The sequence below is a fragment of the Allobosea psychrotolerans genome (assembly GCF_002917105.1).
In the GTDB taxonomy this organism is placed as follows: Bacteria; Pseudomonadota; Alphaproteobacteria; order Rhizobiales; family Beijerinckiaceae; genus Allobosea; species Allobosea psychrotolerans.
The window spans coordinates 101321-123971 of record NZ_PQFZ01000002.1 but is presented as its reverse complement, the minus strand read 5'-3'; the positions used below and the strand labels follow the sequence as shown (position 1 = coordinate 123971).

The 22651-nt window shown below is 65.6% G+C and carries 22 protein-coding genes; 12 read left to right on the top strand and 10 right to left on the bottom strand.

Annotated elements, in window-relative coordinates:
- Window positions 1–252: 252 nt before the first annotated feature.
- The 3 genes from kdgD to CYD53_RS03615 form a co-directional block, all read right to left on the bottom strand.
- Entirely contained in the window at window positions 253–1203 is a 951-nt protein-coding gene (gene kdgD, locus CYD53_RS03625) for a 5-dehydro-4-deoxyglucarate dehydratase (protein ID WP_103716783.1), read from the bottom strand.
- Between the two features lie 96 nt (window positions 1204–1299).
- Entirely contained in the window at window positions 1300–2205 is a 906-nt protein-coding gene (locus CYD53_RS03620) for a LysR family transcriptional regulator (protein WP_103716782.1), read from the bottom strand.
- A 51-nt stretch (window positions 2206–2256) separates the two neighbouring features.
- Window positions 2257–3249, bottom strand: coding sequence for a Bug family tripartite tricarboxylate transporter substrate binding protein (locus CYD53_RS03615; protein ID WP_103716781.1), 993 nt, complete (start codon window positions 3247–3249; stop codon window positions 2257–2259).
- Window positions 3250–3494: 245 nt separating this feature from the next.
- On the opposite strand from CYD53_RS03615, the gene CYD53_RS03610 reads away from it, so the two are divergent.
- From CYD53_RS03610 to CYD53_RS03600, 3 genes are read left to right on the top strand one after another with little or no spacing between them, the layout of a single operon-like run.
- On the top strand, window positions 3495–4502 hold the full coding sequence (locus tag CYD53_RS03610) for a Bug family tripartite tricarboxylate transporter substrate binding protein (protein WP_103716780.1): 1008 nt from the start codon (window positions 3495–3497) through the stop codon (window positions 4500–4502).
- Window positions 4503–4517: 15 nt separating this feature from the next.
- Window positions 4518–4967, top strand: a complete 450-nt coding sequence (locus tag CYD53_RS03605) for a tripartite tricarboxylate transporter TctB family protein (RefSeq protein ID WP_103716779.1) — start codon at window positions 4518–4520, stop codon at window positions 4965–4967.
- A 14-nt stretch (window positions 4968–4981) separates the two neighbouring features.
- Window positions 4982–6481 (top strand): tripartite tricarboxylate transporter permease, encoded by a 1500-nt coding sequence (locus CYD53_RS03600; protein WP_103716778.1) that lies wholly within the window; start codon window positions 4982–4984, stop codon window positions 6479–6481.
- Window positions 6482–6513: 32 nt separating this feature from the next.
- Here the strand turns inward: CYD53_RS03600 and CYD53_RS03595 are convergent, their stop codons facing one another.
- Together CYD53_RS03595 and CYD53_RS03590 are read right to left on the bottom strand one after the other, a co-directional pair.
- Window positions 6514–7422: a dihydrodipicolinate synthase family protein gene (locus CYD53_RS03595; RefSeq protein WP_181011701.1), complete on the bottom strand. Its 909-nt coding sequence runs from the start codon at window positions 7420–7422 to the stop codon at window positions 6514–6516.
- Window positions 7423–7456: 34 nt separating this feature from the next.
- The gene (locus CYD53_RS03590; protein ID WP_103716776.1) at window positions 7457–8944 is read right to left on the bottom strand and encodes an aldehyde dehydrogenase; all 1488 of its coding nucleotides are present in this window, start codon (window positions 8942–8944) and stop codon (window positions 7457–7459) included.
- A gap of 202 nt (window positions 8945–9146) precedes the next feature.
- On the opposite strand from CYD53_RS03590, the gene CYD53_RS03585 reads away from it, so the two are divergent.
- The 7 genes from CYD53_RS03585 (at window position 9147) to CYD53_RS03555 (ending at window position 16744) form a co-directional block, all read left to right on the top strand.
- Window positions 9147–9770 carry a cupin domain-containing protein gene (locus tag CYD53_RS03585; protein ID WP_103716775.1) on the top strand — a complete coding sequence of 208 codons (624 nt, stop codon included), beginning with the start codon at window positions 9147–9149 and terminating at the stop codon, window positions 9768–9770.
- Between the two features lie 136 nt (window positions 9771–9906).
- The gene (locus CYD53_RS03580; protein ID WP_245928070.1) at window positions 9907–10764 is read left to right on the top strand and encodes an ABC transporter permease; all 858 of its coding nucleotides are present in this window, start codon (window positions 9907–9909) and stop codon (window positions 10762–10764) included.
- Window positions 10761–11567, top strand: a complete 807-nt coding sequence (locus CYD53_RS03575) for an ABC transporter permease (RefSeq protein ID WP_103716774.1) — start codon at window positions 10761–10763, stop codon at window positions 11565–11567. The genes CYD53_RS03580 and CYD53_RS03575 overlap by 4 nt, the downstream gene beginning before the upstream one ends.
- Window positions 11564–12706 (top strand): ABC transporter ATP-binding protein, encoded by a 1143-nt coding sequence (locus CYD53_RS03570; protein ID WP_210202278.1) that lies wholly within the window; start codon window positions 11564–11566, stop codon window positions 12704–12706. Before CYD53_RS03575 ends, CYD53_RS03570 begins: the two co-directional genes overlap by 4 nt.
- 54 nt (window positions 12707–12760) lie before the next feature.
- Entirely contained in the window at window positions 12761–13828 is a 1068-nt protein-coding gene (locus tag CYD53_RS03565) for a polyamine ABC transporter substrate-binding protein (RefSeq protein ID WP_103716772.1), read from the top strand.
- A gap of 76 nt (window positions 13829–13904) precedes the next feature.
- Window positions 13905–15341, top strand: coding sequence for an FAD-binding oxidoreductase (locus CYD53_RS03560; RefSeq protein ID WP_103716771.1), 1437 nt, complete (start codon window positions 13905–13907; stop codon window positions 15339–15341).
- An 89-nt stretch (window positions 15342–15430) separates the two neighbouring features.
- Window positions 15431–16744: an NAD(P)/FAD-dependent oxidoreductase gene (locus CYD53_RS03555; RefSeq protein ID WP_103717089.1), complete on the top strand. Its 1314-nt coding sequence runs from the start codon at window positions 15431–15433 to the stop codon at window positions 16742–16744.
- Window positions 16745–16830: 86 nt separating this feature from the next.
- On the opposite strand, the gene CYD53_RS03550 is transcribed toward CYD53_RS03555, so the two are convergent.
- Window positions 16831–17328, bottom strand: coding sequence for a class I SAM-dependent methyltransferase (locus CYD53_RS03550; RefSeq protein WP_103716770.1), 498 nt, complete (start codon window positions 17326–17328; stop codon window positions 16831–16833).
- 229 nt (window positions 17329–17557) lie between these two features.
- Between CYD53_RS03550 and CYD53_RS03545 the strand changes: the two genes are divergently transcribed.
- Window positions 17558–18538: a Bug family tripartite tricarboxylate transporter substrate binding protein gene (locus tag CYD53_RS03545; RefSeq protein ID WP_103716769.1), complete on the top strand. Its 981-nt coding sequence runs from the start codon at window positions 17558–17560 to the stop codon at window positions 18536–18538.
- A 67-nt stretch (window positions 18539–18605) separates the two neighbouring features.
- Here CYD53_RS03545 and CYD53_RS03540 read toward each other — a convergent pair whose 3' ends face one another.
- Both CYD53_RS03540 and arfB read right to left on the bottom strand, forming a co-directional pair.
- A complete protein-coding gene (locus CYD53_RS03540; RefSeq protein WP_245928069.1) occupies window positions 18606–19148 on the bottom strand; it encodes a regulatory protein RecX in 543 nt (180 codons plus the stop codon).
- Between the two features lie 20 nt (window positions 19149–19168).
- A complete protein-coding gene (arfB, locus tag CYD53_RS03535; RefSeq protein WP_103716768.1) occupies window positions 19169–19588 on the bottom strand; it encodes an alternative ribosome rescue aminoacyl-tRNA hydrolase ArfB in 420 nt (139 codons plus the stop codon).
- A gap of 37 nt (window positions 19589–19625) precedes the next feature.
- On the opposite strand from arfB, the gene mazG reads away from it, so the two are divergent.
- Window positions 19626–20474, top strand: a complete 849-nt coding sequence (gene mazG, locus CYD53_RS03530) for a nucleoside triphosphate pyrophosphohydrolase (RefSeq protein ID WP_103716767.1) — start codon at window positions 19626–19628, stop codon at window positions 20472–20474.
- A gap of 26 nt (window positions 20475–20500) precedes the next feature.
- Here the strand turns inward: mazG and CYD53_RS03525 are convergent, their stop codons facing one another.
- Together CYD53_RS03525 and hflX are read right to left on the bottom strand one after the other, a co-directional pair.
- Window positions 20501–21208, bottom strand: a complete 708-nt coding sequence (locus tag CYD53_RS03525; RefSeq protein ID WP_103716766.1) for an SDR family oxidoreductase — start codon at window positions 21206–21208, stop codon at window positions 20501–20503.
- Window positions 21209–21256: 48 nt separating this feature from the next.
- Window positions 21257–22648 (bottom strand): GTPase HflX, encoded by a 1392-nt coding sequence (gene hflX / locus CYD53_RS03520; protein ID WP_103716765.1) that lies wholly within the window; start codon window positions 22646–22648, stop codon window positions 21257–21259.
- Window positions 22649–22651: the final 3 nt, after the last annotated feature.

Below are 22651 nucleotides of genomic sequence, written 5' to 3'. Positions count from 1 at the left end.
CCCGACGCTCCTGGCCTTGGCGGGCGCCGCGGTCGCGTTCCTGCGGGGCGCGCCGCGGCTCGATCTGCCGCCGGAACCATCGGCGACGACGCCTATCGACGCGTCGAGGGGGAACTCGACTGGCTGGAGCTCAGCTCCCTGCCCGCAGAGGAGCGCCAATAGCGCTCCTGCAGATGCCGCTCCACCTGATCGCCCCGGAGGGTGAGACCTTCGCGGAATTGAACTTCTGTCCGGCAACGATCAGAAAAGCGATCAGGCCGCAGCGAGTTCGCGCGCTGCGAATTCGCCTTGGTCGAGCCGGGCGACGAGCGCGGCGAGTTCCGCCGTCTCGCTCTCGCTCAGATCGGTCAGCGGGCTGCGCACCGGGCCTGAATCGCGGCCGATCACCTTCATGCCCGCCTTGATGATCGAGACCGCATAGCCGCGCTTGCGGTTGCGGATCGCGATCAGCGGCAGGATGAAGTCGCGCAGGCCCGCCTGCACCGTTTCGCGGTCGCGGCGGCGCACCGCCGCGTAGAATTTGGTCGAGAAATGCGGGACGAAGTTGAACACCGCCGAGGAATAGGTGGTGACGCCCATTTCGAGATAGGGCAGCGCGAAGGTCTCGGCCGTGGGCAGGCCGCCGATATAGGTCAGCCGGTCGCCCATGCGCAGATGGATGCGGGTCATCAATTCGATATCGCCGATGCCGTCCTTGTAGCCGACCAGGTTCGGATTGCGCTCGCAGAGCTTCGCCAGCGTCTCCTCGCTGACGATGGCATTGTCGCGGTTGTAGACGATGACGCCGAGCTTCGTCGCCTTGCAGACCGCATCGATATGGGCGGCGAGCCCCTCCTGCTCGGAAAAGACGAGATAGGGCGGCAGCAGCAGGATGCCGTCGGCGCCCGCCTGCTCGACGGCGGCGGCGAGCTCTGTCGCGATCTGCGTGCCATAGCCGACGCCGGCAAGCACCGGCACCCTGCCCTTGGTCTCGGCGACCGCCGTCGCCACGACCTTCACGACCTCGGCCGGAGAGAGCGAGAAGAACTCGCCCGTGCCGCCCGCCGCGAACAGCCCGGCGACGTCGTAGCCGCAGAGCCAGTCGAGATTGGAGCGGTAGCGCGCCTCGTCGAAGACATTGCCGCTCGTGAAGGGCGTGACGGGAAAGGACAGCAGGCCGTTGCCGATATGCCTTGCCATCTCCTGCGGGGTCATCTTGCTCATGGTCGCGTCCTTCGCTGAAATCAGACGCAGAAGTAGATCAAGAACGATACGGGTGGAGACCAATCACTGTATCGGTCGATCCATTGATTGGATCGTTCAGCCGGTCCTTGGCAGATCTTGCGCGAGCCTCTTCGCCAAGGAGGCGATGATCGGCAGCAGTGGGTTGTCGTTGTCGTCGCGGCTGACGAAGAAGAGTTCGGCCGGCCGCTGCCGCGGCAACTCGATTCGGCGCAGCGCGACGCCGCTGAAATGCAGATTCATCGCCGTTTCCGGCACGAGCGCGACGCCGACGCCGGAATGGACCATGGCCAGGATCGAGTGAATCTGGGCGAGATGCTGGACATAGTTCGGCACCAGTCCGGTGCGGGAAAACAGTTCGACCAGGAGATCGTGAAAATAGCGCGCCTCATACGGCGCATACATGATGAAGGGCTCGCGCACGAGGTCATCGAGCGCAACCGTTTCTCCCCGCGCCAGCGCATGCCCCGCGGGCACGGCCGCGATCAATGGCTCGGCTGTGACCCGAAAGGCGCGCAGGCCGTTGCGCGGAATCGGCGGGCGCAGCAGGCCGATGTCGATCTCGCCGGAATCGAGCCGCTTGAGCTGATCGCCGCTGACCATTTCCTTGAGCGAGACCTCGACATCGGGCAATTCGCGCCGGCAGGCGGCCACGAGTTCGGGCACATAGGAATAGGCCGAGGTCGCGGTGAAGCCGATATTGATCGAGCCGGCCTTGCCATTGGCGACGCGCTTGGCGAGCAGCGCCGCGCTCTCGGCGAGCTTGAGCAGGCGACGCGCCTCGGCCAGGAAGCTCTGGCCTGCCGGCGTCAACTTCACCGTGCGGTTGCTGCGTTCCAGCAGCACGACATCGAGCACCCGCTCGAGGATCTGGATCTGGCGGCTGAGCGGCGGCTGCGTCATGTTCAGCCGCACGGCGGCGCGGCCGAAATGCAGCTCCTCCGCGACGGCGACGAAGCAGCGCAGCTGGCTCAGCTCGAACATGCTCCGCCTTTCCTAGGGCTGCCCGTGCCGCATCCCGGGCGAGGCTCGGTGTCAGTTCTGGATGCTAATCCCGGCCTTTTCAATGATGTCCTTGAACTTGGCGATCTCGGCGGTCGATTTCGCCCTGGCCTCTTCTCCGCTTGATGGCGTCGCCGCCGCGCCGAGCTCCTCGAAGCGCGAGGTCACGGAGGGGTCTTTCAGCACGGCCTGCAGCTCGGCCACGAGCCTGTCGCAGATCTCCCTGGGCGTCCCTTTCGGAGCAAGGAAGCCGTTCCATGAGGCGATGTCGAAACCCGGCAGCGTCTCGGAGAGGGCTGGAATCTCGGGCGCGATCTTGGCCCGCTGCATCGTGGTGACGGCGAGCCCGCGCACCGCGCCGGCCTTGTAGTGCGGATAAGGCGAGGTGAAATTGTCGAAGGTGATCTTGACGTTGCCGGCGATGACATCCTGCATCAATGCGCCGGAGGATCGATAGGTGACATGCTGCATCTTCACGCCTGCGAGCTGCATGAACAGCTCGCCGCAGAGATGGATCGAGGTGCCCAGCCCCGAGGACGCGAATGTCTCCTTGCCGGGATTGGCCTTCAGATAAGCGATGAACTCCGCGACGTTCTGCGCAGGCACAGAAGGGTGGCAGCACATGAAATTCGGCTGCGAGGAGGCCAGCGAGAGGAATTCGAAATCCTCCAGCGCCTTGAAAGGTAGCTTGTCCTTGAAGAGGTTCGGGTTGATCCCGTGCGTGGCGACCGTCGTCATGCCGATCGTGTAGCCATCGGGCGCGGCATGCGCGAGAGCCGCGACGCCGGTGTTGCCGCCGGCCCCGGCCCGGTTTTCGATGACGAAGGACTTGCCCATGCGCTGCGAGAGCTTCTCGCAGATGATGCGCCCGATCAGATCGGTGGTGCCGCCGGCGCCGAAGGGGATGATCACCGTCACGGGTTTCGTGGGATAGGCCTGCGCCCAGCCGTTACGCACGACGAGGGGCGCGGCGAATGCGCCGCCAACCAGGCTGAGCGCCGCCCGGCGCGTGATCGATCGCTTCATTATTCCCTCCCAGGACAGGCCGCGCGGCTTTTGCCGTCTGTTCCCGAGAGTAGGCGAGGTCGAAGGACCCGCAAGCCCCTTCGCGCTATCGTGCGATCCAAAAAAGATATCGTTCCATTGCCAATCTAACTCATTGGCGCATCGTGCCTGACCTATCCTCCAGGCTGACAAGGCAGCTCTCAAGACTGCCCGCACGCTCGCTGCCCGGCTGGTCCGGGCCGGTCTGCACCCCACCGGAGGAAATCATGTCCCTATCCAGAGCCATATTCAGATCGTCTTCCCGCCTGTCCGCGATCGCTGCAAAAGGCCTGGCCCTCGCAGCACTTGCCGGGGTCGCGTTCGCGAGCCAACCCGCTGCGGCCCAGAATTTCGAGCGCCCCGTCCGCCTCATCGTGCCCTTCGCGCCGGGTGGAACCTCGGACATCCTGGCGCGCCTGATCGGCCCCAAGCTCTCGGCCGCGATCGGCCAAACCGTGGTGATCGAGAACAAGCCCGGCGCCGCCGGCAATCTCGGCGCCGATGCGGTCGCCAAGGCGCCGCCCGACGGCCACACCTTGCTGCTGATGGATGTCGGCTCGCTCGCGACGGCGCCGAGCCTGTTCTCCGACCTGACCTATGACCCCAACAAGGACCTGGCTCCGGTCTCGATGGTGATGTTCGGCCCCTATGTCCTGGCGGTGCATGAATCCATTCCGGCGAAGACGGCGCAGGAGCTGATCGCCTACGCCAAAGCCAATCCAAACAAGCTCGCCGTCGCAAACTCAGGCGTGGGCGCGGCCAACCACATCACTGCCGTCTCCATGGCGAAGGAGCTCGGCATCCAGTGGAAGAACGTGCCCTACAAGGGCGGGGCTGCGGCCTCGCGCGCCGTGGTCTCCGGCGAAAGCGGCGTCATCATCAACGGCTCGACCGCGACGCTGCCCTTCGTCGCCAACAAGCAGCTTGTCGGCCTCGCCGTCACCGGCGAGGAGCGTGTCGCGGGGCTGCCGACCTTCAAGGAATCCGGGCTGCCCGGGGGCGATGCCGGCACCTGGCAAGGCATCCTGACCACGGCCGGCACCCCGCCCGCCATGATCGCGCGCCTTAATGCGGAGATCGGCAAGATCCTCGAGACGCCCGACATCAAGGCCAGGATCGCCGAACAGGGCGGCGTCGTCCGCGCCGGCTCACCTGCCGATTTCTCCGCTTGGCTGAAGGATGCGACCACCCGCTGGGGCGGTATCATCCGTGAAGCGGGCATCAAGGGTAGCTGAGCTGGAGCCTGGCCGATGACCCGTTCCCGGATCGACTGGCAGGATCTGCTCTTCGGCCTGTTCCTCGTCGCGGTGGCGGCTGCCGCGCTGATCGCGACCCGCCACCTCGTCGTCGGCCATGCCGCGGATATGGGGCCGGGCTACATGCCGCGCGTCGTCTCATTCGGGCTGCTCGGCTTTGGTCTGTTCTTCTGCGCTCGTGGCGCGAGGCGGGCAGGTCCTGCGATCGTGCCCGTGCAGATCCGCCCGCTGCTCGCCGTGCTCGGCGCGGTCGGCATCTTCGCGCTGACGGCGGAGAGGCTGGGGCTTGCCATCGCCTCGGTCGTCACCGTGATCCTCGCCGGCTTCGCCACCCGTGAAGGACGCCTTCGCGAGACGGTCCCCTTCGCGCTGCTGCTCTCCTGCGCGGCGGCCATCCTCTTCATCAAGGTTCTGGCGTTGCCGGTTCCGCTCTGGCCGCGCTGAAGGCTCACCGACCGATGGAACTCTTCGACAATCTGCTGATGGGGCTCTCGACGGCGCTCGAGCTCAATAATCTCGGCCTGTGCCTGATCGGGGTGGTGATCGGAACGGCGATCGGCGTGCTGCCCGGCATCGGGCCGATCCCGACGATCGCGTTGCTCCTGCCCTTCACGTTCGGGCTGACCCCGGCCGGCTCCATGATCATGCTCGCCGGCATCTTTTACGGCGCGCAATATGGCGGCTCGACCACCGCCATCCTCGTCAATGTGCCGGGCGAAACCTCCTCCGTGGTGACCTGTATCGACGGCCACGAGATGGCCAAGCAGGGCAAGGCCGGAACGGCGCTCGCCATTGCGGCGATCGCTTCCTTCTTCGCCGGCACGGTGGCGACCGTCATCATCGCGGTGCTGAGCGTTCCGCTCTCGGTGCTGGCGCTGAAATTCACAGCGGTCGAGTATTTCAGCCTGCTCGTGCTCGGCCTGATCGCCGCCGTCGTGCTGGCGCAGGGCTCGGTCGCCAAGTCGCTGGCGATGGTGCTGCTCGGCCTCCTGCTGGGTCTCATCGGCATCGATGTCTCGTCGGGCGCCGCACGCATGACCTTCGGCGTCGCCGAATTGTCTGATGGAATCGATTTCGTGCCGGTTGCCATGGGGCTGTTCGGCCTCGGCGAGATCATCGCCAATCTGGAACGGCCGGCGGAGCGGCGCGTCGTCAGCCAGTCGATCCGGGATCTGATCCCGAGCCGGGCCGATCTGCGGGCGGCCTTTCCGGCGATGGTGCGCGGCACGCTGCTGGGCTCGGTGCTGGGCGTGTTGCCGGGTGGTGGCGCGGCGTTGCCGCCGTTCTCCTCCTACGCTCTGGAGAAAAAGCTCGCCAAGGATCCCTCTCGCTTCGGCAAGGGCGCGATCGAGGGCGTCGCCGGGCCCGAGGCCGCCAACAACGCCGGCGCGCAGACGAGCTTCATCCCATTGCTGACGCTCGGCATTCCCGCCAATGCGCTGATGGCACTGATGATCGGCGCCCTTATGATGCAAGGCATCCAGCCCGGTCCGCAGATCATGACCGAACAGCCCAAGCTGGTCTGGGGCGTCATCGCCTCGATGTGGGTCGGCAATCTGATGCTGCTGGTGATCAACCTGCCGCTGGTGGGCCTATGGGTCTCGATGCTGAAGATCCCCTATCGCCTGCTGTTCCCGGCGATCGTGCTGTTCTGCTGCATCGGCACCTATGGCATCGCCAACAGCCTGTTCAATGTCTGGCTGATGCTGGGCTGCGCCGGCATCGGATACTTCTTCATCAAGGTCGGGGTCGAGCCCGCGCCGCTGCTGCTGGGCCTGGTGCTGGGCCCGCAGCTCGAGGAGAACTTCCGTCGCGCCATGCTCCTGTCGGAAGGCGATTTCTCTGTGTTCCTGTCCCGGCCGATCAGCGCCGTACTGCTCACGGTCGTCGCCGTCCTGCTGCTGGCGCTGCTGTCGCCTACGATCCTGCGGACGCGCAAGGAAGCCCTCGCCGAGTGATGGATAGCCGGCAAAATGAAGAGGCGGAGTGGTCAGCTGATCGTCTGCAAGGCTCCTGCTGCAACGAGCGCATTCACGGCGTCCTGCAACCTTGCCTCTCCAGCAAGGGACAATTCCCCCACCGGCGGCAAGGACCGGCCGATCGGCAGCCCGAGCATCGCAAAGGCGCGGCGCACAGCTTCGGGGAACTGTTCCGAGAACAGGGCGTCCATCAGCGGGTTCAACCGCCCCTGGGCCGCCAGCGCTTCGCTGACCCGCCCGGTCTCGGCAAGCATCTGGACATTCGCCCAGTAGTCCGGGAGCAGCGATGCGGAGGTCAGGATGCCGCCCTTCGCGCCCAGGATCACCTGCTGGACGAAGAGTGTGTCCTGGCCGCCCAGCAGGCAGAACCTATCGCTGACCAGCTTCGACAGCTGGTCGAGATGGTAGAGATCGGTGTTGGAGGCCTTCATGCCGACGATGAGACGCTCCTCCTCCATCCTTGCGATCGTCGCCGGGGCCGTGACGATGTGGGCGCGATAGGGATTGTCGTAGAAGATGATCGGCAGCTTGAGCTCAGGCGCCAGCGCCCGGAAATAGCGCAGCACGCCCTCCTGATCGGCGCGCGTATAATAAGGCGGGATCACCATCAGACCGTCGGCTCCGGCCTCGCGGTAAAGCCGCCCGGTGTCGAGTGCGCCGCCAAAGCCCGGATCGAGCACGCCGGCGATGATCGGCACGCGCTTGGCAGCAGCGGATACGGTGACCTCCAGCACGCGCTTGCGGGCAGCGGCCGTCAGCGCCGTCGCCTCGCCGGTGCCGCCGAGCGGCACGAGGCCTGATGCGCCCTTCTCGATCTGATAGGCGACGATGCGCTCCAGGCCGTTCTCGTCGATCGAGCCGTCTGCCTTCAAAGGCGTGGGAAAGGCGGGGATCAGGCCGCGAAACATCAGATCAGCCATCATGCGCTCGCTGTCGTTCAAAGTTGCCGGAATCTCAATTGCCGAGATGGATCCAGGTGGCCTTCAGCTCGGTGTACTTTTCGAGCGCGTGCAGGGATTTGTCGCGGCCGAAGCCCGACTGCTTGAAGCCCCCGAAGGGTGACGAGATGTCGCCGTGATCGAAGCAATTGACCCAGACCACGCCGGCGCGCAGCGCCGAGGACGCCTTGAAGGCCTTGTTGATGTCGCGGGTCCAGACGGCGGCCGCCAGCCCGTAGATGGTGTCGTTGCCGATCGCGACAGCCTCATCGAGATCCTTGGCCGCGATGGTGGCGAGCACCGGGCCGAAGATCTCCTCCTGGGCGATCGTCATGCCGCTGGTCACATCGTCGAACAGCGTCGCTTCGATGAAGCAGCCCTCGCCGGCGAGCCGCTTGCCGCCGAGGCGCAATCTGGCGCCTTCAGCCCTGCCTTTCTCGATATAAGCCATCACGCGCTCGGTCTGGCCGGAATCGACCATCGCGCCCATCTCCGTTGCCGGATCGAGCGGGTCGCCGACCTTGATCGCCGCGCCGACCGCCATGACCTTCTCGACGACCTGCTCCTTGACGCTCTGCTCGATGATCAATCGCGAGCCGGCATTGCAGACCTCGCCCTGATTATAGAAGATGCCCCAGGCAGCGGCGGTTGCCGCCGCATCGAGGTCAGGCGCATCGGCCAGGATGATGTTGGGGCTCTTGCCGCCGCATTCCAGCCCGACGCGCTTCATGTTGGACTGGCCGGAATACTGCAGGAAATATTTCCCGACCTCGGTCGAGCCGGTGAAGGCGACGGCATCGACGTCCATATGCAGGCCAAGCGCCCTCCCCGCCTTCTCGCCGTAGCCGGGCAGGACATTGAAGACGCCATCGGGGATGCCCGCCTGCGCAGCCAGCTCCGCCAGCTTGATCGCCGTCAGCGACGACTGCTCGGCTGGCTTGAGGATAAGGGAGTTGCCCGCCGCCAGGATCGGGCCGATCTTCCAGGCCGCCATCAAGAGCGGGAAGTTCCATGGCACGACCGCAGCGACCACGCCGAGCGGCTCGCGCCTGATCAGCGAGACCGCGCTTGGGGCCGTGGGCGCGATCTCGTCATAGATCTTGTCGATCGCTTCGGCATACCAGCGGATGCACTGGGCCGAGAGCGGCAGATCGACGGCCAGGCTGTCGCGGATCGGCTTGCCCATGTCGAGGGTCTCAAGCAGAGCGAGCTCCTCGGTATGCGCGGAAATCAGATCGGCGAAGGCGGCAAGACGCGTCTTGCGCTCGCGCGGCGCCATGCGCGACCAGACGCCCGACTCGAAAGCCTTGCGCGCAATGGCGACGGCGCGATCGACGTCCTCCGCCTCGCAGGCCGCCACCCGCGTCAGAACCTTGCCCGTTGCAGGGTTGACGCAATCGAAGGTCCGCTCCGACAGCGACGCGACATAGCGACCGCCGATGAAGGCCTGGCCGTTGATGGAAAGCGCCGCGGCGCGGGCGTGCCAGTCGATCGAAGCGGACATGGATGATCTTTCCGGAAAGGGCCCAGCCAATCGGCCGGCGGAGTCCGAGGATAGGAAGTTTCCCCGGCTTGCTCTAGTACAAATTTTTCGTTTTCTGAAAATTGGTTTGGCATCTTCATGATATGCCGTTATCCGTATAGCGTGTGAGACCCCGCCGCCGCGACTGGAGCAGCAGCGGCCGAGCCATGGATGCGTCCCCTCAATGCCGCAGATCAAGATCGTCGACGACAGCGCATCGCGCGCAGCGCCCAGCACGACCGATCCCGATGACGAGACGCAGAAGCTGGGGCAGCGCATCCGCGATCTGAGATCGAAGGCGGGCATGACGCTGACGGAGCTGTCGAAGGCGACAGGCGTCTCCATCGGCACCTTGTCTCAGCTCGAGCGCGGTCTCGTCTCGCCGACGGTGCGGACTGTCTACACGGTCGCAAATGCGCTCGGCGTCATGCCCGCCTGGCTCATAGATCCCTCGCAGAACACCTCTAAAGGCACCGAAAGCCAGTATATCGTCCGTGCCGGACAGCGCTCGCGGCTGCTCGATATCGACGGTATCCGCAAGGATATCGCCTCGCCTGCCGCCAGCGAGAAGCTCAGGGGCTTCTTCATGGTCATCCAGCCCGGCTGCAGTTCCGGCGCTCAGCCCTACACGCATAAGGGTGAGGAGATCGGGTTTCTCCTGTCGGGAACGCTGGAGCTTCAGATCGACGGCGAAACCTACAGCCTGAACGAAGGCGACTGCTTCGCCTTCTCAAGCTCCAAGCCGCATCACTTCGCGAATGTCACCGCGCGGCCGGCCTCGGTCTTCTGGGTCAACGCCGACATCTGATGCAGCTCAGATTTTCAGAATTTTGAAAATCTCAATTGCGCTCCTGAAAATCGACTGCCATAGTTCCGGTGCTCGCCGCTCCCGGTGAGCATTGCCAGGCGCTGCTGCGCCTGCCGGATCGAAGGAAGCGCCGCAGGTGGCCCAATCAGGCACGGCATCGGAACTCAGTCTGCCCTCGGCGCTGATGCTGCTGGCGCCGCTGACCCTGCTGATGCTGGCGATCCTGGTCTACCCGCTGGCGCTCACGGTCTGGACCAGCGTCTATCCCGGCCAGTTCTCGCTTCAGGCCTATACGGAGCTCCTGAGCAGCACGCTGTTCCTCAAGGTGCTGAAGAACACCTTCGAGATCAGCCTGTCCGGCACGCTCGTCAGTCTGCTCGTCGGCTATCCCGTGGCGATGCATCTGGCGGCGCAGCCGCCGAGCCGGCGCACCGCCTATCTCATCATGGTCATGCTGCCGTTCTGGACCAGCATCCTGGTCAAGAGCTTCGCGCTCGCCGCCGTCTTCGGCAATCAAGGCCTCGTCAACCAGCTGCTCGGCTTCGTGAGTGGCGGCCAGATCAACCTGCCGATGATGTTCAACCGCGTCGGCGTCATCCTCGGCATGATCAACTTCCTGCTGCCCTTCATGATCCTGTCGATCCTCGGCAGCCTCTTGGCCCAGGATCGCACGCTGATCCTGGCGGCAGAGACCATGGGCGCTAAGCCGCTGCGGATCTTCTGGAAGATCACGCTGCCGCTCAGCCTGCCCGGCGTGGTCGCGGGCGTGCTGATCAACATCACCCTGTCGATCGGCATGTACATCACCCCTGCCCTGCTCGGCGGACGGCAGGACATGATGGTCGCCAATCTCGTCGATTTCTATACGCGCCAGACGCTCGACTGGACGGCCGCGTCGGCGACGGCGGTGGTACTGCTCCTGATTTCCGGCCTCCTGGTCGCGCTGCTCGGCAAGGTGCGCGGCGCCTCCGGTCTCTCGGGAGCGGTGGCATGAACGCGCTCTTCGGTTCGAGCCGGCTCAGCCGCAACCTGATCGCGACGGCGGCCTGGCTCTGCTACGTCTTCCTGCTGCTCCCGAGCCTGATCGTGATCCCGATTTCGTTCGGCAATCCAGGCCAGATCGAGTTTCCGCCGCGACAGTTCACGCTCGCGCTCTATCAGCAGTTCTTCACTGACCAGGCTTGGTGGGGCTCGATGGTGCAGAGCCTTCTCGTGGCGACCGTCACCACCATGCTGACGCTGGTCCTCGCCGTGCCCGCCGCCTATGCGCTGGTGCGCTCGCAATTGCCGCGGCGCAATCTGCTGCGCGGCCTGTTCATGATGCCGATGCTGGTGCCCGTCATCGTGCTGGGGCTCGGGCTTTACCTGCAGTTCTCGAACTGGGGCTTGCTCGATACGACGACGGGCCTCGTTCTCTCGCACATCATGCTGACGACGCCCTTCATCATGGTTTCGGTGATGTCGGGCCTGCACCACTCGGACGTCTCGCTCGAGACGGTCGCCTCGATCATGGGCGCCTCGCGGCCGGTCATCTTCTTCCGCGTCGTGCTGCCCCAGTTGAAGGCCTCGATCGCAGTCGGCGCACTCTTCGCCTTCCTGATGTCGCTGGACGAAGTGGTCGTCGCCTATTTCCTCACCGGCACCAAGGCCATGACCCTGCCGGTGAAGATGTACAGCTCGATCCGCTGGGAACTCACGCCGGTTCTCGCGGCTGTCTCCACCCTGCTCACTTTGCTGTCGCTGCTGATCGCCCTGGGCATCATCGCCCTGCAGCGCAAGACCGAGGCCAATCCATGACTGTCACACCCATGACCGTCACGCCCGCGCCGGCCAGCGCTCCCGTCGCCGAAGGCGATCGGGCGATGGTCGAACTCCAAGGCGTCACCAAGCGCTATGGCGAGGTCGATGCCCTCAAGCGCGTCGATTTGACGATCCGCAAGGGCGAGTTCGTCACGCTGCTCGGCCCCAGCGGCTCGGGCAAATCCACCTTGCTCAACCTGATCGCGGGCATGATCACGCCCAGTTCCGGCCGCATCGTCATCGACGGGCGCGACGCCACCACATTGCCGACGAACCAGCGCGGTCTCGGCATGGTGTTCCAGAACTACGCCCTGATGCCGCATATGACCGTCTTCGAGAACATCGCCTTCCCGCTGCAGGTCCGGCATCTGCCGAAGGACGAGATCAAGCGGAAGGTCGAGCAGGTGCTGGATCTGATCCAGCTCGGCCATGTCGCCGGCCGGCGTCCGCGCGAGCTCTCAGGCGGCCAGCAGCAGCGCATCTCGCTCGCCCGCTGTATCGTCTACAACCCTGCGCTCATCCTGATGGACGAGCCGCTCGGCGCGCTCGACAAGAACCTGCGTGAGCAGATGCAGCTCGAGATCAAGCGGCTGCATGCCGATCTCGGCATCACCATGCTCTACGTCACCCATGATCAGGACGAAGCGCTGACGATGTCGGACCGCATCGTGCTGATGAATGGCGGCAAGATCGAGCAGCAGGGCAAGCCCGACGAACTCTACTTCAAGCCCGCGACCGTGTTCTCGGCCGAATTCATCGGCAGCTCGAACCTCATTCCCGGCATCGTGGAGGCAGGCGGGGTGAGCGGCCTTTCGCTGCGTACGGCGATCGGGACGTTCCCGGTGCCAGCCGCCGATTTCGCCGTCTCGACCGGGGACAAGGCCATGCTCCTCGTGCGCCCCGAGAACATGACGCTGACCGGCGGGCCGGGGGTGACGAGCGTCAGCGGCCGGATCGACGATTCGATCCTGCTTGGCGGCGTCGTCAGGCACTTCGTCCGCTGCAAGGACCAGTCGACGATCATCGTCCAGGAGCTGAACCAGCCCGACCGTCCGATCGCGAAGCGGGGAGACGAGGTCCGGGCCGGCTGGCCGCCGGCGCATGCGCGCCTGCTGCCGCCCTCCGTGCCCCACTGAAAGCCGAGGCCTGCCTTCGATCGACACTGAAACAATAAAGGGAGAACGGTAACCATGACTGACAAGACATTCTCGACCTCGCGCCGCGGCCTGCTGCGCGGCGGAGCCGCCGGCCTTGCCGGCCTGATCGCGGCGCCCGCCATCTTCACCGGACGTGCGCAAGCCGCCGACAAGACGCTGACCGTGACCTCATGGGGCGGCGACTACAACAAATCGGTGCGCGAGGTTTTTGCCGATCCCTTCACCAAGGAAACCGGCATCCCGGTCACGCTCGTCGACAATGGCGACATGGCCAAGGTCAAGGCCCAGGTTCTCAGCAAGGCCGTGCAGTGGGACGTCATCGACGCTCCCGCCGCCTTCGCGACCTCAGGCGCCAGGGACGACCTCTGGGAGCCGCTCGACATGTCGATCATCAAGCCCGGCGACGTCGTGCAGGCGGGCGCTCCCAATTACATGCCGATCTATCTCTATAGCGGCGGGCTGCTCTGGGACGCCAAGCGCCATCCCGACGGCAAGCACCCGGTGGATTTCGCCGGCTTCTACGACGTCAAAAAATACCCTGGGCGGCGCGTGATGCGCGCTCTCGCCTCCGAGACGCTCGAAGTCGCGCTGGTGGCCGATGGCGTGGCGCCGAAGGATCTCTACCCGCTCGACATCGACCGCGCCTTCCGGGCGCTCGACCGGATCAAGCCGCATGTCACCAAATGGACCAGCACCACGCCCGAGCAGGTCAACTCGGTGGTCCAGAACGAGGGCGACTTCTCCTACAGCTATTTCAACCGGGTGAAGGCGGCGCAGAAGGCCGGGTCACCGCTCGACTTCTCCTTCGAGCAGACGGTCAATTCGCTGGATTATTTCGCCGTGCCGAAGGGCTCGCAGAACAAGGAAGCGGCGATGCGCTTCATCAATTTCTGCCTCCGGCCCGATCGTCAGGTCGAATGGGCGGTGCGCGGCTACTACCTGCCCAACACGGTCGCGGCGGTGGAGCAGGTCAAGGCCTCGCCGGCCAAGGCCTATCTCCCCGACCTGACGAACGGCAAGAACGTCATCGTCAACGCGGAATGGTGGAGCGCGAACTATACCGCCGCCCAGAAGCGCTATGCCGAGTGGATGCTGAGCTGAGCTCAGACCTTCTTGCAACCATGCCGCTCCGGGGCCTTCCGGAGCACCCCCCGCTCTCCAGCGCCTCAAGAACGCCATGACGCACGAAGCTCTCCTCGCCGATCTCAGGACCATCGTCGGGGAGCGCTACGTCGTCACCCAGCCCGGCGACGTCGCCCCCTTCGTGATGGACCACCGCGCCCGTTATCACGGCGAGGCGCTCGCAGTGGTGAAACCGGCGAACACGGACGAGGTCTCGCGTGTCGTCGCGGCCTGCGCGCAGGCCGGCGTCGCCATCGTGCCGCAGGGCGGCAATACCGGCCTGTGCGGCGGCGCGACACCGCTCTCGGGCAAGCCCGGCATCGTTCTGCGTCTCGACCGCATGAACCGCATCCGGGCCTTCTCGGTCGCGGAGGAGACGATCACGGTCGAGGCGGGCTGCATCCTCGCCGAGATCCAGGCCGCGGCCGCACGCGAAGGCCTGCTCTTTCCCTTGAGCCTCGGCGCCGAGGGCAGCTGCCAGATCGGCGGCAATATCGGAACCAATGCCGGCGGCATATCCGTGCTGCGCTACGGCAATACGCGTCAGCTTGTGCTCGGCCTCGAGGTCGTCCTGCCCGATGGGACCGTGCTCGACAGCCTGCGGCGGCTGCGTAAGGACAATGCCGGCTACGACCTGAAGCAGCTCTTCATCGGCGCAGAAGGCACGCTCGGCATCGTAACGGCTGCGGTGCTGAAGCTGTTCCCGGCGGTGCGGACCCGCTCGATCGCATTGATGCAGCTCGCCAGCGTCGAGGACGCGCTGGCGATGTTCGAGCGGGCGCGCAAGGTTTTCGGCGAGCAGATATCGAGCTTCGAGATCATTGGCTCGTCCTACATGGATTTCGTGCTGCGCTACGTCCAGGGCACGACAATGCCCTTCGCCCAGAAGACGCCGTGGTATCTCCTGCTCGAAGCCGGCGACGCTTTGCCGGATTCCGATATCGGCCAGTCCATGGAAACTTTGCTGGCCGAGGCCTTCGAGGCCGGGCTGGTCAGCGACGCGATCATCGCCGCCAGCCTGGCCCAGGAAGAGGCGATCTGGAAGCTGCGCCATGGCGTGACCGGCGAGTTCAAGCTCGCGGGCAAGACGATGTCGCATGACAGCTCGGTTCCGGTTGCGCAGCAGCCGGAATTCACGGCCCGCATCGAAGCCGGAATCCTCGCAGCCTTTCCGGACGCGAATGTCATGATGGTCGGCCATATCGGCGACGGCAATATCCATGTCGTCGTGCTGTTCCCGCATGAGCGTTTCGCCGACGTCCAGGCCTATGAGGAGGCTTCCGACGCCATCGACATCATCGTCGACGATATCGCGGTGGCGATGGGCGGCAGCATCACGGCCGAGCACGGCGTTGGCACGAGCTACCGCAAGCGCCTGGCGCGGACGAAGAACAGCGCCGAACTCGCCTTGATGAAGGGCATCAAGCAGCTGCTCGACCCAGCCGGCTTGATGAACCCCGGAAAGATCTTCCTCGAAGCCGGCAGGGACTGATGCTGGTCGCTGGATGAGCACCCGGCGCCTGCATGCCACAGGCGTTCCCACGTCAGGGACAGGCGCCGCCAAGGCCGTTGGACCATGTCATGACCGAACCGACATCGAAGCCCGATCCTACATCATCGAAACCGTTGCCGCCGAACGTCTACCAGCTCGATGCGCCGGCGGCTCCCGACACCCCGCCCCTCGCGGGCTCGCTGCGGACCTCGGTCGCCATTATCGGCGGCGGCATCGTCGGGCTGACGACCGCGCTGCATTTGGCGGAAGCCGGCGTCGACGTGACCGTGCTCGAAGCGCAGGAGCCCGGATGGGGCGCGTCGGGCAATAATGGCGGGCAACTCAATCCCGGCCTGAAATTCGATCCCGATGTGATCGAGGCCAGCTATGGGCCCGATCTCGGCGCGCGCATGGTCGCCTTCGCCTATGACACGCCCAACCGCACGCTGGCTCTGATCAAGCGCCTCGGCATCGCCTGCGAGGCCCGCCAGAACGGAACCCTGCGCGTGGCCTATAGCGCGCGCGCCGTTGGCGGTGTCGAGGCGACAGCGCGTCAATGCATTGCGCGGGGCATGCCGGTAACGATGCTCGACCGCGAGAAGGTCGCCGAGGCCACCGGCACGGAACGCTATCTCGCCGCCATGCGCGACAGTCGCGGCGGCGATGTGAATCCGCTGGCTTATATCCGTGGCCTGGCCAAGGCGGCGCTGGCCGCTGGCGCGAAGATCCACGGGCGCACCCACGTGCGGGTTCTCCAGCAAACGCTTGCCGGCTGGGCGCTCCAGACCGACAGCGGCACCGTTCAGGCCGAGAAGATCCTGATCGCGACGAACGGATTTACGGACGATCTCTGGAGCGGCTTGAGGCGGACGATCGTTCCCGTGTTCAGCGCCATTGCCGCAAGCGCTCCGCTCCCCAGCGAACTGGCGCGGCGTATCCTGCCGGCGCGCTCATCCGTCTATGAGAGCGGGCGCATCACCGTCTATTACCGGGTCGATGCCCATGATCGGCTCCTGATCGGCGGGCGCGGCCCCATGCGCCCGATCTCGCATCCAGGTGACATCGCCTACCTCACCGACTACGCCAAGCGTCTCTGGCCCGAGCTCGCCGGGCAGTCCTGGACCCATGGCTGGAACAGCCGGCTCGCCATGACGCAGGATCACTGGCCGCATCTGCACGAGCCGGCGGCGAACGCGTTGATCTATCTCGGCTGCAACGGTCGCGGCGTCGCCCTGGGTACGGCGATCGCCGAACAATTGGCGGCGCGGTTGATCAAGGGCGCCGCAGCCGAGCTGGACCTGCCCATCGTCTCCCAAAAAACTATCCGCTTTCATGGGCTCTGGCCTCTGGCCGTGCTCAGCGTCGTCCTTCACGGCCGGCTCATGGACCGCCTCGGGCTCTGAGGCCTCGGCGCTGGTCGAGCGGCTGGAACCACCGCTGGACCAGATCCTGAACCCACCCCGCCGAATGGCCGCCGAAGGGGCTGCGCTCAGGCCTCTGGTTTCCGTCGATAGGCGAAGTAGCGCCCGAGCGGCACGCCCTCGGGCAAAGGCGTCGCCAGCAGCGCCTCGTCGATCAACTCCGAACCGCTGATCACGAGCGCGTCGTCCGCGGCGAGCGCCGCGACATGCCCCGGTAGCCAGGCCAATGCGATGGTGTCGCGCTCGGGCACGCCGGTCGTGGCATCGACATGGAGCAGAACCGCGCTGCGACCATGCGCGGCGGCGAAGGCCGGCAGCGTCTGCGCCATGTCGCCCAGCATCAGTGCCTCCGGCGGCGGCAGCGAACGCGGATTGGCCCTGGCCTCGCGATCGAAGGCGTAGATTGCGCGTTCCGGCAGGATCTCGCGCAAATGGTCGTAAGTCCGGCCATTGCCGAGGCCGAGCTCCAGCACGAGCCCATCGCGCCCCGCGATGGCGGCGGCTGCCCAGTCCAGAATCCGGCGCTGGGCCTCGAGACGGCGAATGAAACTGTCGAGGCGGCTCATGACGTTCCTGATCGGGTTAGAGCCGGATGCGAAAAACGGTTCCCACTTTTTCGCATCCTGCTCCACGCGAAGGAAGTCAATCACCTGATGCCTGCACACGCGGGCCATGTACTTGCTAACGCAACCGTCCAATGCCCTAATCCGCGAGATAGCGGACGCGATAGTGCCGCTTTTTATCGAAAATGGCCGAAAAGAGCCTGATTTCACAGTTCATGGGAGGTTTCTCATCATGCTCATCTCACGCCGAATCCTGCTGCTGCTCACTGCGGCTGGACTCGCAACGACAGCGACGGCTCCAACCGTCGCGCAGACATGGCCGACGAAGTCGATCACCTTCATCGTGCCTTTCCCTGCCGGCGGCGGCACGGATGCCTTCGCCCGGCCAATCGCGGCGCAGTTGGAGCAGCAGCTCGGCCAGCGCATCATCATCGACAACCGCGGCGGCGCAGGCGGCACCGTCGGTGCCTCTGCCGCCTCGAAAGCGGCGCCGGACGGCTACACCTTCTTCGTCGGCGCCGCCCATCACACCATCGCGCCTGCGCTCTATCCGAAGCTCGACTATGACATCGAGAAGGATTTCATCCCCGTCGGCGTGATCGCGCAGCCGCCGCAGGTCATCGTCGTCAATCCCAAGAAGGTCGAGGCCAAGACCCTCGCCGAGCTGATCGCCTTCGCCAAGGCCAATCCAGACAAGCTGAACTATGCCTCGGCGGGCAATGGCACGACGCATCACCTCGCCGGCGAATTGTTCAAGCTGCTGGCGAAGGCGCCGCTCACCCATGTCCCCTATCGTGGCGCAGGCCCGGCCATGCAGGACCTCGTCGCCGGTCAGGTCGATGTGATGTTCGACGGGCTCGGCTCCTCCGCGCCGCAGATCTCCGGCGGCGCGCTGCGTGCGCTGGCAGTAGCTGCTCCGACACGCTCCGGGGTGATCGCCACCGTACCCACAGCCAAGGAGGCCGGGCTCGACGGCTATGACGTTGCGACCTGGTACGCAATCTGGGCGACCAAAGGCACGCCGGCGCCGATCGTCGCCCGTGTGAGCGAGGAGCTCCAGAAGGCCCTGAAGGCGCCGATGATCGTGGAAGCCTGGAAGAAGAACGGATCGGCCATCCCAGCGCTCTATGGGCCGGATTTCGCCAAATTCGTCTCTGCCGAGGTCGTCCGCTGGGGCAAGGTCGTCAACGAAGCGAATATCCGGCTCGAATGAGGCTGCCATCGGCGGGAAGCACAGGTGCCTCGCCCGCCTTTCAAGGCTTCGATTTTACCGGCCATTCTCATGGCCCATCCTCATCGCTCGCCTCGTCGATCACGGTGCGGGCGATCACCATGCTGAAGCCCGCGCGCGCTAAAGCCGCCAGATCCTTCCGACGGTTGGCGGCGGGGTCGCCCTTTCCCCAGCGCCCGAGCCGCTTGCGTTTCGCGGCGATGCGCGCCGCGGCCAATTCATCCTCCGGCTCGACAGCGCTGGCCTCGGTCGCGAGCTCGCGCGTCACGCCCTTGGCCGTGAGCTTCGCCGCCACGGTCCGCGTGGACTGGCCGCGCCGCCGCAAGCTCGCCGCGCGCGCCTCGGCGAAACGACGGTCATCGACCAGCCCCGAGGCGACGCAGCGCGCCACCACTGCGTCGAGCAGATCCGAGAACTGGCCGGGCTCGTCGCCATGGTGGCGGCAGCTCAGCACGACCTTGCGCTCCAGCACGCGGCGAAGCTGCGCGGCCGGCGCGGCAAAGCGTTCGAGATAGTGCATGGCGGCGCGCTGCAGATAGTCGGGCGTTATCCGGCGTGGCGGCTTGCGCTCCTGCCGCTTGTCGCGTGGCACGCCCGGAGCTTCGCCCGCCACTAATCCGCCCCGGGCTTGGAGCGACCGGCCTTGATCGAGGCGCGCTTGTCCTTGGAGACCAGCCGCCTTTCCTTCGAGGCCTTGGTCGGCTTCGTTGGCCGGCGCGTCTGCGGGCGGACCGCCGCGGCCCGGATTAGCTCGAGCAAGCGTTCCCGCGCCTCCTCGCGGTTGCGTTTCTGGCTGCGCTGCGCCTGCGCCACGATGACGATGACGCCATCCTGCGTCAGCCGGCTGCCGGCGAGCTTCATCAGCCGCACCGCGACGTCGTTGGGCAGCGAGGGCGAGCGCCGGATGTCGAATTTGAGCTGGACCGCACTCGAGACCTTATTGACGTGCTGGCCGCCGGGGCCCGACGCGCGCACGAAACTTTCCTCGAGCTCGCTCTCGTCGATCACGATGGACGGGGTGACTTGAATCATGGGACGAGGCTATCTCACTTCACGGAGATTTGCAGCGTTGAAGCATTCCCGCGACATCGCCCGCCTGATCGAGATCATGGCGGCGCTCCGCACGCCCGGCACGGGCTGCCCCTGGGACCTGGAGCAGGACTTCGCCTCGATCGCACCCTATACGGTCGAGGAAGCCTATGAGGTGGCCGACGCCATCGCGCGCGGCGACAGGCTCGACCTGAAGGACGAACTCGGCGATCTGCTGCTGCAGGTGGTCTATCATGCGCAGATGGCCGAGGAGGAAGGCTCCTTCGCCTTTCCCGACGTGGTCGAGGCCGTCACCAGCAAGATGATCCGGCGGCACCCGCATGTCTTCGGCGATGCGCGCGATCTGTCGCCTGCCGAGGTCAAGGCGCTCTGGCACAGCATCAAGGCGCAGGAGAAGGCCGAAAAGGCAGCAGCGCGGCAAGCGGCCGGCCGGCCCGAGCCGATCGAGGATAAGGGCGTGCTGGCCGGCGTCACCCGGAGCCTGCCTGCCCTCAGCCGCGCCTGGAAGCTCCAGGCCAAGGCCTCGACCGTCGGCTTCGACTGGAACGACGCCAGGCTCGTGCTCGACAAGGTTCGGGAAGAAACCGCCGAGATCGAGGAGGCACTCGCGCTGGGCGACAAGGCGGCGATCCGCGAGGAAATCGGCGACCTGCTTTTCGTCGTCGCCAATCTCGCTCGCCATGTCGATGCCGATCCGGAAGGCTGCCTCCACGCCGCCAACGCCAAGTTCGAACGCCGCTTCAAGGGTATCGAGGCCGCGCTGGAGGCGCAGGGGCGAAACGCGAAAGACGCCACTCTTGAAGAGCTGGAAGCGCTCTGGCAACAGGTCAAGCGCGCGGAGAAGGCGTCGCCGCCCGGGACAGGCTGAAGCGCAAGTCCGATCTCGGCCACTCGCTATGTCAGGTGCAGGCCGCCATCGACATCCAGAATCACCCCGGTGATGAAGGCGTTTCCCATCAGGAAAAGCACCGCATCAGCGACCTCATCCGGCTGGCCGGGGCGGGCGAGCGGAGCCTTGCCATACGAGCTTTCAAACAGGCCTGCCGGCTTGTCGTCCCACCAGCCCGTATCGATCACGCCCGGCGATACCGCATTGACGCGGATTGGCGCCAGCTCCCGCGCCAGAGTCACGACCATGCGCTCAAGCGCGCCGTTGACGGCCGCAAGCCCTGAGGTTCCCGGATTTGCCAGCCGTGACGAAGCCGCCGTGATGAAGACCATGGAGCCGGCGGGTTGAAGCGTTGGAAGCGCCGCCTGGGCCGCGTTCCATTGCGCCCAGAACTTGGCTTCGAAACCGGCGCGCAGCCCGTCGCCGTCGAGTTCGCGAAATGCTCCGGCGCCGCGACCGCCGGAAGCCGCCAAAACCAAGTGGTTGAACGGCCCAAGCTTCTGAAAGAACTCCGCCAGCGCCGCGCGATCCAGGGCGTCGACCGCTTCGCCACGCGCTGACGGCCCGATCGTGGAGACCGCAGCCTGCAGCTTCGTCTTTTCACGTCCGATGATGACCACGCGCGCGCCTTGTGCGGCCGCCCGCCGCGCAACAGCCAGGCCAATGCCGGAAGAGCCGCCGATCACGACAACCGTTTCATCCGCGCCAATCATGCGATGTGCTCCTCGGCCGAGATCACATTATCCGCGGCGCTTGGACGCCTAGCTTTGCCGCTCCGCCTCCGGGAACCGCGCGCCAAAGGCGCCTTCGCGCTCGGGCGGCAGCCGTACGATGAGGCTCAGCGCCCCGTCCTCGGCATCCGCCCGCTCCAGGATTTCACCATTGGCGTGCAGCCAGGCAAGCGATTTACCGTCGCCGGGCGCCAGCACCAGCCGGTAGACCGGCCGGCTCCTGGCAATGCGCGCCTCGATCGCGTCCGTCAGCCTGGCGATGCCGTCGCCGGTCAAGGCTGAGACCAGCACCGGCCGTGAGGCTTCGGGCTTCAGCGCGACGAGGCCAAGCTGGCGCTCGCGTTCCGAGCTATCGAGCAGGTCCGACTTGTTCCAGACTTCGATCACGCGCTGGCCATCGTCGGGATCGATGCCGAGATCGCGCAGGATGCCTTGCACGTCGGCTGCCTGGGCCTGCGTATCCTCATGGGCCACGTCGCGGACATGCAGCAGCACATCGGCCTCGATCGCGTCCTCCAGCGTCGCACGGAACGCCGCGACGAGCTGCGTCGGCAGGTCCGAGATGAAGCCGACCGTGTCCGAGAGCATGATCCGCGCGCCATGCGGCAGCTTGATTGCGCGCGCGGTCGGGTCGAGCGTGGCAAACAGCATGTCCTGCGCCAGCACCTCGGCCGAGGTCAGCCGGTTGAACAGCGTCGATTTTCCGGCGTTTGTGTAACCAACCAGTGCAACTACCGGATAAGGCACGCGTTTACGGCTGACGCGGTGGAGCGAGCGGGTCCGCTTCACGCTCTCGAGATCGCGCTCGATCTTGGTCATGCGCTCCTGGATGATGCGCCGGTCCGCCTCGATCTGCGTCTCGCCGGGGCCACCGAGGAAGCCGAAGCCACCGCGCTGGCGCTCGAGATGGGTCCAGGACCGCACCAGTCGGCTCTTCTGGTAGTTGAGATGGGCAAGCTCGACCTGCAGCGTGCCTTCGCGTGTGCGCGCCCGCCGACCGAAGATCTCGAGGATCAGGCCGGTGCGGTCGATCACCTTGCAGCCGAAGGCTTTCTCGAGATTGCGCTGCTGCACCGGCGACAGCGCGCAATCCATCACGACGAGGCCGATTTCCTCGATCTTGATGCGCTCGGCCAGCTCCTCGACCTTGCCCTTGCCGAGATAGGTGGCGGGGCGAAACGCCGTGAGCAGAACCTGGATCGGTTCGACGACGGTCAGATCGATGGCAGCGGCGAGGCCGACGGCTTCATCGAGCCGTGCGGCGAAGGAGCGCTGATTCGTGTCGGCGCTGCCCGCGGCGCCGCGGCGCTGCGAGTAAGGCCCGACGACATAGGCGCGCGTATTGACCGCAATGTCGCGTTCGATCTCGTCGAGCGGCTTGACGGTCTTCTCGGTCTCGTCTGCCCCGTCGCGACCGGCCATGAG